The organism is Streptomyces scopuliridis, from assembly GCF_042790125.1.
Classification (GTDB): domain Bacteria; phylum Actinomycetota; class Actinomycetes; order Streptomycetales; family Streptomycetaceae; genus Streptomyces; species Streptomyces scopuliridis_A.
Map to the genome: position 1 here is coordinate 281,948 of NZ_JBHTZS010000010.1, position 14,849 is coordinate 296,796.

The following is a 14,849-nucleotide window of genomic DNA, read 5'->3' on the forward strand; positions in this document are numbered from 1 at the left end:
TGTCGCCGCGAAACACCCCAAAGACTACCGCACGGGTGGCACGCTACTTGGTTGAGAGCTTAATACGGGCTTAACGGGGGCGTTAAGCCACGGGCGGGCGGGGGGCCCCCGCCCGCCACCACACTACGGCCCGCGGGGGCGTCCGTGCCCCTCCTACGGGTTGACGTTGATCTTGAAGGTGGACGTGGTGTTCTTCACGTCCAGGGCGTTGTTGTTGAGCGTCAGACCGTTGAAGGTGACCTCACCGACGGCCGGACCCTGACCCGCCTCCGGCATCTCGTTGGCCCACAGTCCGAAGCCGGACTTGGCGTCGAACGCGTCACCGCTCTTGCGGGCCCCGGAGATCGAGATATCGCTGAGGACGGTGTCCTTGATCGGGAACTGCGGCTGACCGCCCACGTAGTTGGTCTGGAACATGATGCCGCTGTAGGTCGGATCGACGATGTCGACATTGTTGATCCGGATCCCCTGGAACACCTTGGACGCCGAGAACAGCCAGATCCCCGGGAAGGTCTGCGCTCCCCAGAAGTGCCCGCCGGCCCGGACGATCGACACGTTCTCGATCGTCGTCGGATCGGTCCCGAAGCCGTTCATCGGATATCCGAAGTCCAGCGAGCTGACCGTGATGCCCGAGTACACGAGCGTGTCCGCGATGTGGATGTTGCGGAAGGTGTTGTTGTAGCCGCCGTAGACGGCCACACCCGCCGCCCGCCACGTGAGGATCGAGGTCAGGTTCTCGTACACGTTGTTCTTCATGTCCGAGCCCCCGGCGTCGATCGCCGAGAACAGCGCGAAGCTGTCGTCACCCGTGGCCCGCGCCTCGTTGTTGACGACATGGTTGTCCGTGCTGCCGTTGGTCATGTTGATGCCGTCGGCGAACATGTTGCGGATCCGGGAGTTCTTGATCGTGATGTTGTCCGTGTTGGCGCCCCAGTAGAGGCAGACCATGTGCTCGTTCCAGATGTTGTCGATCACGATGTCGGAGACATTCGAGAAGTCGAACACCTTGCCCGGACCGTCGATGCGCGAGGTGTAGTTCCCGAAGTAGGCGAAGCCGGTGAAGGACGAGCCCTTCGCCGCGGCCTCCGCGCGGAAGCCGACATCGGTGTTCTCCTGCGCCGCCGGGGCGTAGAACCTGGTGTACCAGGGACCGGCTCCGACGACCTTCACCGGCTTCCCGTACACCTGGAACTTGCTGGACGTCTGGTAGTCACCGGGCGGCAGATAGACGCCGACCAGCTTCCCCGTGGTGTCCATCCGGACCCGGTCCAGGGCGTTCTGCACGTCCTGGTGGGTGGTTCCGGCTGGCACGGTGTACGTGGCCGGGTCCGGGTTGGCGATCTGCGTGACCTGCTCCAGGTTGATGAAGTCGATCGCGTAGGTGGAGGTGTTGGCCGCGTCCTTCTGGAGCCTGATCTTGCTGCCCGCCGGGACGGTCCTGCCGAGCATGACGTTCGCCTCGTCGTAGATGTGCCGGGGCGCACCGGAGCCGGGCGAGTTGCCGGGGCCGGTCTCCGCTCCGTACAGCCACGCGTACTTGGAGGTGAGGTCGATCGCCTTGAGGAACGTGCCGTCGACATAGATGTTGAGGGTGGAGCTGATGCCACCGCCGCCCGGGGCGTCCGGTATCGAGAAGCGCGTGACCAGCGTGTTCGTGCTGGCCTTGGCGGTGAACTCGACATAGTTGCCGGTGTTGTTGAGCGTGACGGCCTTACGGCCCGACGCCTCGCCCGCGATATCGCCGACGGTCCTGTTCGGGCCGACGACCTGCGCGCCGCCGCCCGTCGTGCCGTCCTCCGCCTCGTACATGTCGTACGGCATATTGGCGCCGCGCCCGACGAACAGCGGCTGTGTGCTGGTGTTGTTGGCGCGCTTCACCGGCAGTTCGTTGGCGTCGTCGGCGAGGACCACCTTCACGGTGTACGAGCCATTGGCCGCCGCCCAGGTGCCGAGGCCGACCGGCGCGGTGGTCGCCCCGGCGGCGATGGTCCCGTTGTACGCGCCGGTCAGGGTCTTGACCGTGGCTCCCTTGGAGTCGAGCAGGGAGAGCGTGATGCCATGGGCGCCGGCCGCGGAGGCCACCGTGCCCTGGTTCTTGACCGCCACCGAGAAGGTGACGGTGTCCCCGGCCGAGGGCGAGGACGGTGAGGTGGAGACGGTCGCGGCGACCAGGTCCGAGCTGGAGACCGGCTTCACCACCAGCGCGGTGGGGCTGGTGTAGGAGTTGTTGGTCTCGTTCTGTTCGATGACCAGATTGCCCGGGTCGGCGACCGCGCCGAGCTGGTACGAACCGGCGTCGCGCGGGCCGATGTCCGCCGTGACGGTGGCCGAGGCCCCGGCCGCCAGGGCGCCCACCGCGGCGGTGGCGGCCTTGCTGCCGCCGAGCTGGAACTCGACCGTACTGGCAGGCGCGGCGACCGCCCCGGAGTTGCGTACGGTGGCCGACAGGGTGATCGGGTCGGACTCGACCGGCGCGGCGGGGGTCGCGCCGACCGCCGTGACCTGGAGGTCCGGGTTGGGCGCGGGCTCGCCGAGCACCTGGAACTCCGCCACCTGCCCCGCGCCGGCACCGGTGTTGGAGGTGAACCTCAGCTGGACGTCGGCGACGCGCGCGCTGACCGGGATGGTCACCGAATTGCCGCTCGCCGGGCTGAACGCGTAGTCCTTGGCCGCCACCAGGCTGGTGAGCCCCGAGGCGCTCTGCTCACGCCCCAGGACCTGGATGTTCTGGGTCCGCGGTCCCCAGCTGCTGTCCGGATTGAGCTTGACGACCACGCTCTGGGTGTCCGCGTTGGCGCCCAGTTTCACCGTGAGGGTGTTGGGGTAGCTGCCGCCCGCGCCCTCCCAGTAGGTCGTGACGCTGTTGTCGTTGGCGTTCTCCGCGACGAAGGTGTGGATCACGGAGGACGCGCTGATCGGCTTGCCGACGGCGAGGTTCGACGCCGTGCCGCTGCTGCCGTTCCTGGTGACCGTGTTGCTGTTGCCCGACCGGTTGCCCGCCGCGTCCTTGGCCCGTACGTAGTACGAGACGGTCGTCCCGGTGGGCTGGGTGTCCGTATACGTGGTGACATCGCCGGCCACGGTCTGGCGCAGCACGTTGTTGGCGTAGATCTCGTACCCCGTCACGCCCTTGTTGTCCGTCGAGGCGCCCCAGGTCAGCCTGATCTGGCCGGAGGACGGCTCGGTGAAGGCGAGGTTGGCGGGGGTGGTGGGCGCCTGCGTGTCACCGCTGTCGCCCTGGCGGGTGACGGTGTTGCTGTTGCCCGAGACGTTTCCGGCCGCGTCCTTGGCCCGTACGTAGTACGAGACGGTCGTCCCGGTGGGCTGGGTGTCGGTGAACGTCGTGACATCGCCGGCGACGCTCGTGCGCAGCTCGTTGTTGGCGTAGATGTCGTAGCCGGTCACGCCCGTGTTGTCGGTGGACGCCTTCCAGGTCAGCTTGATCTGGCCGGAGACCGGTTCGGTGTAGGCCAGCTCCGTGGGCGCGCTGGGCGCCTGTGTGTCCCCGGTCTCGGGGCCGTAGATCTCCAGCTCGGAGACCTGTCCGCCGGGCTGGCCGGTATTGGCCGTGATCAGCACGCGGACATAGCGCGTGGTGACGGCGTCGAAGGGGATCGTCACCGCCTGGCCGCCCGCGGCGTTGAAGGTGTACGCCTTGGACGCGGTCAGATCCGTGAAGGTGGAGTTGTTGTCGCTCCCCTGGATCTTCAGCGTCTGGTCCCGGGCGCCCCAGCCGTCCGGCAGCCGCAGCACCACCTGGTTGACGCGGACCGAGGAGCCGAGGTCGGCCTGGATCCACTGCGGGAAGGCGTTGTTCCTGCTCTCCCAGTAGCTGGCCTTGTTGCCGTCATTGGCATTGCCCGGTCCGTAGACCTCGGTGAAGCTGCTCGCCGTGAGCGTTCTGCCGAGGGCGAGGTTGACGGACGCCGCGGCGGCGGTCCGCACCTCCAGCTCGGAGAGCTGGGCCTTCTTCCCCGCCGTGTTGCCCGTGATGTTCGCCCGTACGAAGCGCGCCCTGGTGGCCGGGAAGGACACGGTGACCTTGTTGCCCGCCCCCTTGCTGAAGCTGTACGTGGCGGAGGACTTCAGCGTCGAGAAGCTGGTGCCGTCGGCGCTGCCCTGGAGGGAGAGCGTCTGCTTCCGGGACTCCCACGCCGCGGGGAGCTTCAGCACCACCTGGTCGACGCGCTTGCTCGACCCCAGGTCGGTCTGCACCCACTGGGGGAACTTCTTGCCGTCGCCCTCCCAGTACGTGGACTGATCCCCGTCCGTCACGTTCCGGGCGGTCCCGTCGCCCGAGGTCGCGCTCGCCGCCGCGGTCCGCCCCGCGGCGATGTTGGGACCGTCGGCCGCCGCAGCGGTCATCGACGGCCAGCCGATCATCAAAAGACTGGTGGCTATGGCGGCGGAGAGGACCCGCCATCTCCGGCGTAGCGATCTCATGGATCCCCGATCTTCGGCCTCGGCGCGGGGGCGACGAGGGCGCGGCTCTGGCTGCGTGCTTGGAGAACAGGCATTTCTGCACTACTGAACAGAGTCTTTTGCGTTTTGCGGTCAGAGAGTTGCAGAGAAATGCGAATGCGTCCACTGCTCGGACAGAACCACATCAGCCGGCCCCCACCCGGGGTAGCCGTCGGGCAGCCACCAATACGCCACGCATACCGGTTTCCGGCCGCTCAGCAGGGAACCGTAAGCGCACCGCAAATCATGCAAGTTATTTGCGCCAATGTGGAAGTTTCGAAAAGGGCGCGCTGCCCTCTACCGTTCGTACATATGAACGCCGCACCGAGCACCGCGGGCAGACGACGGCGATTCGGCTGGCCACGCCGGGTCTTCTCGCAGGTGCTGCTGATGCAGCTCGTGATCGCCGCGGGCGTCACCGTGCTGGCCACGGGCCTCTTCCTCGCGCCCTTCAGCGCCGAGCTGGACGACCAGGCGATGCGCCGCGCGCTGGCCATCGCCGAGACCACGGCCTCCACGGACGTGGCCGCCGATCTCGTGGCCACGGATCCGACGGCCGACGGCCCCGTACAGGCCGAGGCCGAGCGCATCCGTCTGTCCACCGGCGCCGAGTATGTGGTGATCATGGACAGACGCGGGGTGCGCTGGTCGCACACCGACGTCAAGGAGATCGGCAGGGTCGTCTCCACCGACCCCAGCGACGCCCTCGCGGGCAAGGACGTCATGGAGCTGGACAGCGGCACGCTCGGCCGGTCCGCCCGGGGCAAGGTGCCGCTGCGTGACGAGAGCGGGCAGATCGTCGGGGCCGTCTCGGTCGGTATCGCCTACGACAGCGTCCGCGACCGGTTCCTGGCCGCCATCCCCGGGCTCCTCGCGTACGCGGGCGGCGCGCTGGCCGCCGGAGCGCTCGCCGCGTATCTGATCTCCAGGCGCCTCCAGCGGCAGACCCATGACCTGGCCTTCTCCGATATCTCGGCGCTGCTCACCGAGCGTGAGGCCATGCTGCACAGCCTGCGCGAAGGCGTCGTGGCGCTGGACGGCGGCGGCCGGATCCGGCTGATGAACGACGAGGCGCAGCGGCTGCTGGGGCTCGGCCCCGACGCCACCGGACGGCCGCTGGACGAGGTGCTCGGCGCCGGGCGCACCACCGAGGTGCTGGCGGGACGGGTGGTCGGCGAGGATCTGCTGGCCGTCCAGGGCAGCCGCGTTCTGGTCGCCAACCGGATGCCCACCGACGACGGAGGCGCCGTCGTGACCCTGCGCGACCGTACGGAGCTGGAGCGGCTCGGCCGGGAACTGGACGCCACCAAGGGGCTGATCGACGCCCTGCGCGCCCAGGACCACGAGCACGCGAACCGGATGCATACGCTGCTGGGGCTGCTGGAGCTGGAGATGCACGAGGAGGCGGTGGAGTTCGTCACCGAGGTCGTCGGAGTGCACCGGGCCACCGCCGAGCAGATCACCGAGCGGATCCACGACCCGCTGCCGGCCGCGCTGCTGGTCGGCAAGGCCACGGTCGCGGCGGAGCGGGGCGTCTCGCTGCGGCTCTCCCCCGGAACGCGGCTGCCGGACCGGCTGATCGACCCGCAGGGCCTGGTCACGGTCGTCGGCAACCTCGTCGACAACGCGCTGGACGCGGCGGCCGGCTCCGAGGACCCGCGGATCGAGGTGGAGCTGCGCGCCGAAGGCCGTACGGTCGTGCTCGTGATCTCCGACAGCGGCCCCGGCGTCCCGCCCGACCAGCGCGAACTGGTCTTCTCCGAGGGCTGGTCGACCAAGGAACCACCGGCCCACGGCAAACGCGGCCTCGGGCTGGCCCTGGTGCGCAGACTCGCCGAGCGGCAGGGCGGCAGCGCACGGGTCGGCGCGGGGGCGCACGGCGGCGCGGAGTTCACGGTCGTCCTGCCGGAGGCGCTGGCGGAGGCGGAACCGGGCGGGAGCATGGAACCGGACGCGACCACGGGGTCCGGAACGGCACCCGGAACGGCCCGCGAGCAGGCCACGGCAGGGGAGACACGATGATCGACGTACTGGTCGTGGACGACGACATCCGGGTCGCGCAGATCAATACGGCCTATGTGGCCAAGGTCGCGGGCTTCCGGGTGGTGGCCCAGGCGCACACCGCCGCCGAGGCCCTGGACCGGATCGCCGAACACCCCGTCGATCTCATCCTGCTCGACCACTATCTGCCGGACGAGAACGGGCTCGCGGTGGTACGGGAGTTGCGGCGGCTCGGCCATCAGACCGATGTGATCATGGTGACGGCGGCGCGCGATGTCGCCACCGTCCAGTCCGCGATGCGCCACGGCGCGCTCCAGTACCTGGTCAAACCGTTCAACTTCGCCGGGCTACGGGCCAAGCTGGAGGCGTACGCGAAGCTGCGCCGCACCGTGGAGGGCGGCGGCGAGGCCGAACAGTCCGAGGTGGACCGGATGTTCGGGGCGCTCTCCGCCGCGAGCGCCCCCACGCTCCCCAAGGGCCACTCCCCCACCACCGCGGAGGTGGTCCGCAGGGTGCTGATGGGCGCCGACGGACCGCTCTCGGCGCAGGAGATCGCGGAGCGCGCGGGGATGAGCCGGCAGACCGCGCAGCGCTATCTCAAACTGCTGGAGCGGGCCGGGCGGGTACGGCTCACGCTGCGGTACGGGGAGACGGGGCGCCCCGAGCACCGCTACGCCTGGGCGACGAGCGGCTGAGGACACGAGCGGCCGAGGACACGCCTCCGCTTGGGCGCGTGCCTCCGCCTCAGACCGCTCCCGCCCCGGTCAGCGATCTGACCTCGGTCTCCGCGTGCCTTGTCCCGTCCGGCGGCTCGGTGGAGGTGACCGTACCGAACCAGCCCGCGAGGAAGCCCAGCGGAATGGAGACCACCCCCGGGTTCTGGAGCGGGAAGAACGCGAAGTCGACGCCGGGCAGGATCGATTCGGGGCTCCCCGAGACCACCGGCGAGACCACCACCAGCAGGACCGCCGGGATCAGCCCGCCGTACACCGACCAGACCGCGCCGCGCGTGGTGAAGCTCCGCCAGAACAGCGAGTAGAGCAGCACGGGCAGATTGGCGGAGGCCGCGACCGCGAAGGCGAGCCCGACCAGGAAGGCCACGTTCAGGTTCTGGGCCAGCAGACTGAGCGCGATCGCCACCGCGCCGATCCCGGCCGCCGCCAGCCGCGCCACGGCCACCTCCCCTCGCCGCTTGGTGTGCGCGCGCTTCAGCGAGGCGTAGAGATCATGGGCGACGGCGGCCGAGGAGGCGAGCGTGATACCCGCGACGACGGCGAGGATGGTCGCGAAGGCGATCGCCGCGACCACCGCGAAGAGCACCGTCCCGCCGGTCGATCCCGCCCCGCCGCCGAGGTCGAGGGCGAGCAGCGGGACCGCGGTGTTCCCGGCCGCGTTGGAGGCACGTACCGCGTCCGTACCGACCAGCGCCGCCGCGCCGAACCCGAGCACGATCGTCATCAGATAGAACCCGCCGATCAGCCCGATGGACCAGATGACCGAGCGGCGGGCCGCGAGCGCGGTCGGCACGGTGTAGAAGCGCGACAGGATGTGCGGCAGTCCGGCCGTGCCGAGGACGAGCGCCAGCCCGAGGCTGATGAAGTCGGTGCGCGCGGTCCAGTCGCCGCCGTACCGCAGTCCCGGCGCGAGGAAATCCCTGCCGTGGCCGCTCTGTTCCGCCGCGGTGTTCAGCAGGTCGTTGACGTTTCCGTGGAAGCGGACCAGGACGAGGACGGTCAGCGCGATCGCGCCGGCCAGCAGCAGGACGGCCTTGACGATCTGGATCCAGGTGGTGGCGCGCATCCCGCCGAGCACGACATAGATGACCATCAGCGCGCCCACGCCGATCACGGTCCAGGCGCGCACCGCGCCGCTCGTGCCGCCGAGCAGCAGCGCGACGAGGCTGCCCGCGCCGACCATCTGCGCGACCAGATAGAGCACGGAGACGGTGACCGAGGAGGTGCCCGCGGCGATCCGTACGGGACGTTCACGCATCCGGGCCGCGACCACATCGGCGAGGGTGAACCGGCCGACGTTACGGACGAGTTCGGCCACCAGCAACAGCACGACCAGCCAGGCGACGAGGAAGCCGACCGAGTAGAGCAGCCCGTCGTAGCCGAAGAGGGCGATCAGGCCCGAGATCCCGAGGAAGGAGGCCGCGGACATATAGTCCCCGGCGATGGCGAATCCGTTCTCCATGGGCGAGAAGAGCCGGCCGCCCGCGTAGAACTCCTCGGCGGATCCCTGCCTGCGGCGGCTCACCCAGGTGGTGATCCCCAGCGTGACCGCGACGAACGCGCTGAACAGCAGCAGTGCCAGGGTCTGGTGGTCGCCGCTCACCGCTCGTCCCCCTCGGCGCCGCGCGCCCGCCGGTCGAACACGGCCCAGCGCAGTTCGAGCGCCGCGCGGTCCCGGTGCAGCCGGGCATGGCGCGCGTACGCCCAGGTCAGCAGGAAGGTGGAGAGGAACTGGCCGAGGCCCGCGACCATCGCCACATTCACCGCACCCGCGACCGGCCGGGCCATCAGCCCCGGCGCGGCAGTCGCCGCCACCACATACGCCACGTACCAGCCGAGGAAGGCGAGCGAGGCGGGGACGACGAACCGGCGGTAGCGACCGCGCACGTCCTGGAAGGCCGCGCTGCGCTGGACTTCGGCGTAGACGCCGGCGGCCTCGGCCGCGCCCGGTGCGTCGGGGCCCGGTGCGTCGGGCGCCGCGGTGCCGTCCGTACCGCCCCACTCGCCCCAGTCCGGGGACAGCGCCTCGTACCACGCGTCGTCGAGCCGCCCCGCCGCGGCGACCCGCCCTTTCTGCTTCTCCACCGGTCAACTCTCCTTGTCGGCGCACCGTTTCGGCCGCGTGCAAGAAGGATGGACAGAGTGCGAAGATCCTGGGCTCTTCTCTCCCCCGGCTTCACTCCATCAGGTGATGGTGGTCCCGGGTGGCGGGATGAGCCCGCGCTGATAGGCGTAGCGCACGGCCTGCGCGCGGTCGCGCACCCCGGTCTTGGCGAAGAGGTTGTTGATATGCGTCTTCACCGTGGCCGCCCCGATGTGCAGCCGCTGCGCGATCTCCTTGTTGGAGAGCCCCTCGGCGACCAGTGAGAGCACCTCGGCCTCGCGGGCGGTGAGCCCGTCGGGCAGCTGCGCCGGGGCGGGCGCGGCGGGCGGGGCCGTGACCCGCTCCAGCAGCCGGCGCTGTACGGCGGGCGCGAGCCCCGCCTGCCCCGCCAGTACGTCGTCGACGGCCCGGACGATCTCCTCGCCCTCCGCGTCCTTGGTGAGATAGCCGCGGGCGCCGGCCCGGAGCGCGGCGAAGAGCGAATCGTCGTCGGCATAGGTCGTGAGCACCACGACCTGCGTGCCCGGATGCTCCGCGCGGATACGGCGGGTGGCCTCCACACCGTCGCACCGCGGCATCCGCAGATCCATCAGGACCACATCGGGGGCGAGTTCGGCGACGAGGGCCACGGCCTCCTCGCCGTCCCGCGCCGCGCCGACGACCTCGATACCGGGCAGCAGCCCGAGCAGCATCACGATGCCCTCGCGCACCACGGCCTGGTCATCGGCGACGATCACCCTCGCGGTCATGCGGGCACTCGCAGACGCACGCTGAAACCCTTCCCGTCGGGGTCGTCCGGGTCTCCAGGACCCGCTTCCAGAGTGCCGCCGAGCAGTTCGGCGCGCTCCTTCATCCCCAGCAGACCGTACCCGGAGCCCGATGCCCCCAGCCCGGCCGGGGCCGCGCCCCTCCCGCCGGAATCCCGTACGTCCAGCGTCACCTCGTCCGCGCCGTACGTGAGCCGGATCAGCACCCGCGCGCCCGGAGCGTGCTTCCGTACGTTGGTCAGCGCCTCCTGCACCACTCGGCGCACCGTCTGGGACGCCTCCGCGGGCAGTGGCCTGGGTTCGCCGCCGATCTCGACCTCGGCGCCGTCCATCGCGGCCAGTTCGCGCAGATAGTCGCCGAGGGGCGCCATCTCGCCACGCAGCGCGGAGAGCGCCTGACGGGTCTCGGCGAGCCCTTCGCGTGCCATGGAGCGCGCGGCGACGACCCGTTCCAGGATCTGGTCGCGGAACGGGCTGTGCGGCTCGCGCTCGATCCGCAGCCGCGCCGCCTCCAGATGGACGAGCTGCGCGGAGAGGCTGTGCGCCAGGACGTCATGGATGTCCCGGGCGATCCTGGCCCGCTCCGCGAGGGCGGCCGACTCCGCCTCGGCGGCGCGGGCGGCGCGTTCCTGCGCCAGCAGCCGCTGGGCGTTGCCGCGCGCCTCCGCGTCGAGCCGCAGTACGTATCCGGCCAGGAGCAGCCCCGCGGTGGTGATCGTGGTGGTGATCCAGCTCTCCTGGTTGTACGCCGCGAACCCGCCGAGGGCGACAAGGGTGGTGGGCAGCGCGCCGACGAGCGGCAGCCGTTCCATGGCGACGACCGCGCAGCCGCACCAGAGCACGGTGGCCGGGATCTCGAACCCGCCGTGCCGCGCGGCCACCGCCCCGCCCATCAGCAGGACGAGCAGCCCGACCGACGGCCAGAGAGCGTTGCGCAGCGTGGTGCGGTAGAAGCACCAGGCGAGGAAACCGGTGAGCAGCACGCCCGCGACGGCCGCGACCGCGCCCCAGCCGGCCACGGGTCGCTCACCGAGGGTGGACCACAGCAGGCCGCCGATGACCAGCACGCGGATGCCGCGGTTCAGCCATCGCCGGGCATCGGTGCGGCCCGCCCGGGTGAGAGCCTCCCGGGAGGGCCAGTTCGTCCAGGCCTCTGGGGTCACACACGGTCCTTCCACGGTGCGGCGGCTACGCCGTCACCGTACGACGGCCGGACGGCATGGGCCCGCCACACCAGCAGACCCCTGCGGACCAGCACCGAGGCGGCGAGCGCGAGCAGCAGCGCCCCGCTGCCCTGGTGGACGCCGGTCAGCGCGCCGACGCCCATGAGCCCCACCCGCAGCGCGATCCCGGCGCCCCAGACGCCGGCGGTGGCCTTCGTACCCTTCGACCACACCGAGCCGTCCCGCTCGGTCCAGATATGGCTGGTCCTGGCCCAGCCGGCGCCCATCAGCGCCCCCACGACCAGCTCGGCGCCGAGCAGCAGCGCCGACAGCGACGGCTCCCGCGCGTCCAGGAGGCCGGGCTCACGCAGCGCGACCACGACCAGGATGACGGGCAGCACCAGCCAGCGGTGCCCGTCGGCGGTGACCCGCTGGGGCTTGAACTGGCGGGCGGCGATCAGGGCGACCACCGCGACGGCCACCAGCACGTTGAGGAGCGAGGACATCGGGGCCTCCGGGGACGAAGAAGTTCAACGACTTCGACGCTACGGAGAAACACCGGGCCGGAGCATCGGCGCGGGGGTTGATCGCGGGTGGAGGAACGGCCTCCACCCGGGGGTGGAGGCCGTGGTCCCGGGATGCCCCGGGCGTCGTCCCGGACGCCCCGGGCGTCGTCCCGGATGCTCCGGGTGTCGTCCCGGATGCCCCGGGCGTCGTCCCGGATGCCCGGGGCGTCCGTCTCAGGCGTCGATGCGCGAGCGGTCCAGCGTCGCCGCGGAGCTGGTGATGAACTCCTTGCGGGGGGCCACCTCATTGCCCATCAGCAGATCGAAGATCTGCTCGGACGACTCCAGGTCCCCGATGTTGATCCGCCGCAGCGTGCGGTGGCGGGGGTCCATCGTGGTCTCCGCCAGCTGATCGGCGTCCATCTCACCGAGGCCCTTGTAGCGCTGGATGGAGTCCTTGAAGCGCACGTTCTTCCGCTGGAACTCCAGCAGCGTCTGCCGCAGCTCGTTGTCCGAGTACGTGTAGACGTACTTGTCCTGGCCCTTCTTGGGCTGGACCAGCTCGATCCGGTGCAGCGGCGGCACGGCGGCGAAGACCCGGCCCGCCTCCACCATCGGTCGCATGTAGCGCTGGAACAGCGTGAGCAGCAGACAGCGGATATGGGCGCCGTCGACATCGGCGTCGACCAGCAGCACGATCTTCCCGTAACGGGCGGCGTCGATGTCGAAGGTCCGGCCCGAGCCCGCCCCTATGACCTGGATGATCGCCCCGCACTCGGCGTTCTTGAGCATGTCCGAGACGGATGACTTCTGGACGTTGAGGATCTTGCCCCGGATCGGCAGCAGCGCCTGGAACTCGCTGTTCCTGGCGAGCTTGGCCGTACCGAGCGCGGAGTCGCCCTCCACGATGAACAGCTCGCTGCGGTCCACGTCGTCACTGCGGCAGTCGGCGAGCTTGGCCGGCAGCGAGGAGGACTCCAGCGCCGTCTTCCGGCGCTGCGCCTCCTTGTGCTGGCGGGCCGCGATCCGGGTACGGGCGGCGGCGACGGCCTTCTCCAGCACGGCCCGGGCCTGCGCCTTGGCGTCGCGCTTCGTCGAGGTCAGGAACGCCTTGAGCTCCTTGGCGATGACATTGGCGACGATCCGGTTGGCCGCGGACGTACCGAGGACCTCCTTGGTCTGGCCCTCGAACTGCGGCTCCGCGAGCCGTACCGTGACCACGGCCGTGAGGCCCTCCAGGGCGTCGTCCTTGACGACGTCGTCCTCCGCGACGCGGAGCATCTTGGCCGAACGCAGCGCCTCATTGACCGTTTTGGTCAGGGAACGCTCGAATCCGGTCACATGCGTGCCGCCCTTGGGGGTGGCGATGATGTTCACGAACGACTTGACGGTGGTGTCGTACCCGGTGCCCCAGCGGAGGGCGATGTCGACGCCCAGCTCGCGGGTGACCTCGGTGGGCGTCATGTGCCCCCGGTCGTCCAGGACCGGCACGGTCTCCTTGAAGGTGCCGTGGCCGGTCAGCCGCAGCACATCGCAGACCGCCTTGTCCGGCGCGAGATATTCACAGAATTCACTGATGCCGCCGTCGAACCGGAACGTCTCCTCGTTCGCTCCGCCGCCCTCGCTCTCGCCGAGGCCCCGCTCGTCCCTGACGACGATCGTCAGTCCGGGCACCAGGAAGGCGGTCTGCCGGGCCCGCTGGTGGAGCGTGTCCAGGGAGAGCTTGGCGTCCTTGAGGAAGATCTGCCGGTCGGCCCAGTAGCGCACACGCGTGCCGGTACGGGTCTTGGGCACCCGCTTGCCCTTGCGCAGCCCGTTCGCGGGATCGAAGGGGCTGTCGGGGCCCTGCTCGGTGAACATCCCGGGGACACCGCGCCGGAAGCTGATCGAGTGTGTGGCGCTGTTGCGGTCCACCTCGACGTCCAGCCGGGCGGAGAGGGCGTTGACGACGGAGGCGCCCACTCCGTGCAGACCGCCCGAGGCGGCGTACGAGCCGCCGCCGAACTTTCCGCCGGCGTGCAGCTTGGTCATCACGACCTCGATGCCGGAGAGGCCGGTCTTGGGCTCGACGTCGACGGGAATGCCCCGGCCGTTGTCCTTGACCTCGACCGAGCCGTCCTCGTGGAGGATCACCTCGATGTGGTCGCAGTACCCGCCCAGGGCTTCGTCGACCGAGTTGTCGATGATCTCCCAGAGGCAGTGCATCAGGCCGCGGCTGTCGGTCGAGCCGATATACATTCCCGGGCGCTTGCGGACCGCTTCGAGCCCTTCAAGGACGAGCAGGTGCCGCGCGGTGTAGTTGGAGCCGTCACGGTCTGCTGTCAGCAGCGCAGTGGACGGCACGGACGTATCGGCGGTCACGCGGTTCGCTCCTCGCTGAATTTGAGATGGGCCCCCGTGGGGTAAAGGCCCGGCGTCTGTCACCGGTCAGAGGGTACAGAGGCCTGGTAGAGCCGTTGTCACGCCACCCTCGCGAATTCTCATGCTAGTGCAAGGTCGCATAGGTGTTCGATCCTTCGGGGCAGTGAAGCACACATCACGTTCCCTTCCAGGCATGAACCATTTAGGCTCCGGGCACGTCCTCATCAACAACCGGCAAGCCGGCCGGCGAGGGCGATCCCCCTGACAAGCAACGTCAAGCAACGCGAAACCCGTAGTGCGAAGCCCCGCGAGCAATACGGCCCATTCGCCGCCAATCGTCAGCAGTCAGCCACAACGGAAGAAACTTTCGAGGAAAAGCCGAGAGCGGGAACGTTTTCGGCCTGGTTGGATGTTGACCCTGGTACGACAGCTCGTCGAGCTAGAGAAGAGGCGACGTGACTACTGTTCTGACCCCCGCGAGCCCGCTGACCGCGGCTGACCGCTGCGACCGGTGCGGCGCCCAGGCCTATCTGCGCGTCCTCCTGTCCAGCGGTGGTGAACTGCTCTTCTGCGCCCACCACGGACGCAAGTTCGAGCCGGAACTCAAGAAGATCGCCGCGGAAATACAGGATGAGACCGACCGACTGACGGCCGTACCGGCCGGCGGCGGTGAAGAGGAACGCTGACACCTCGCATCCACGACGAGCCAGGGGCCGGCCCCGTGCCGGCCGACGGGCGGCCACCCCCGCACC

The 14,849-nt window shown here is 69.8% G+C and carries 10 protein-coding genes; 3 read left to right on the plus strand and 7 right to left on the minus strand.

The features are described from left to right. Nucleotides 1-153: 153 nt before the first annotated feature. Nucleotides 154-4,443, minus strand: a complete 4,290-nt coding sequence (locus ACFRKB_RS18505; protein ID WP_383106945.1) for a galactose-binding domain-containing protein — start codon at nt 4,441-4,443, stop codon at nt 154-156. A gap of 330 nt (nt 4,444-4,773) precedes the next feature. On the opposite strand from ACFRKB_RS18505, the gene ACFRKB_RS18510 reads away from it, so the two are divergent. After that, entirely contained in the window at nt 4,774-6,483 is a 1,710-nt protein-coding gene (locus tag ACFRKB_RS18510; protein WP_383106946.1) for a sensor histidine kinase, read from the plus strand. Continuing rightward, entirely contained in the window at nt 6,480-7,157 is a 678-nt protein-coding gene (locus ACFRKB_RS18515; protein WP_383106948.1) for a DUF7342 family protein, read from the plus strand. The genes ACFRKB_RS18510 and ACFRKB_RS18515 overlap by 4 nt, the downstream gene beginning before the upstream one ends. 49 nt (nt 7,158-7,206) lie before the next feature. Here the strand turns inward: ACFRKB_RS18515 and ACFRKB_RS18520 are convergent, their stop codons facing one another. From ACFRKB_RS18520 to ACFRKB_RS18545, 6 genes are all read right to left on the minus strand, one after another. Then, nucleotides 7,207-8,799, minus strand: a complete 1,593-nt coding sequence (locus ACFRKB_RS18520; protein ID WP_383106950.1) for a solute symporter family protein — start codon at nt 8,797-8,799, stop codon at nt 7,207-7,209. Further along, nucleotides 8,796-9,281: a DUF485 domain-containing protein gene (locus ACFRKB_RS18525; protein WP_383106951.1), complete on the minus strand. Its 486-nt coding sequence runs from the start codon at nt 9,279-9,281 to the stop codon at nt 8,796-8,798. Before ACFRKB_RS18525 ends, ACFRKB_RS18520 begins: the two co-directional genes overlap by 4 nt. A gap of 99 nt (nt 9,282-9,380) precedes the next feature. Beyond that, complete coding sequence (locus ACFRKB_RS18530; protein ID WP_383106952.1) at nt 9,381-10,049, minus strand: response regulator transcription factor; 669 nt, start codon at nt 10,047-10,049, stop codon at nt 9,381-9,383. Continuing rightward, nucleotides 10,046-11,230, minus strand: a complete 1,185-nt coding sequence (locus ACFRKB_RS18535; RefSeq protein ID WP_383106953.1) for a sensor histidine kinase — start codon at nt 11,228-11,230, stop codon at nt 10,046-10,048. The genes ACFRKB_RS18530 and ACFRKB_RS18535 overlap by 4 nt, the downstream gene beginning before the upstream one ends. Further along, nucleotides 11,227-11,736, minus strand: a complete 510-nt coding sequence (locus tag ACFRKB_RS18540) for a DUF1453 domain-containing protein (protein WP_383106955.1) — start codon at nt 11,734-11,736, stop codon at nt 11,227-11,229. The genes ACFRKB_RS18535 and ACFRKB_RS18540 overlap by 4 nt, the downstream gene beginning before the upstream one ends. A 234-nt stretch (nt 11,737-11,970) precedes the next feature. After that, nucleotides 11,971-14,097: a DNA gyrase/topoisomerase IV subunit B gene (locus ACFRKB_RS18545; protein WP_383106956.1), complete on the minus strand. Its 2,127-nt coding sequence runs from the start codon at nt 14,095-14,097 to the stop codon at nt 11,971-11,973. A 455-nt stretch (nt 14,098-14,552) separates the two neighbouring features. Here ACFRKB_RS18545 and ACFRKB_RS18550 point away from each other — a divergent pair, with 455 nt between their 5' ends. After that, the gene (locus ACFRKB_RS18550) at nt 14,553-14,783 is read left to right on the plus strand and encodes a DUF7455 domain-containing protein (protein WP_114662714.1); all 231 of its coding nucleotides are present in this window, start codon (nt 14,553-14,555) and stop codon (nt 14,781-14,783) included. Nucleotides 14,784-14,849: the final 66 nt, after the last annotated feature.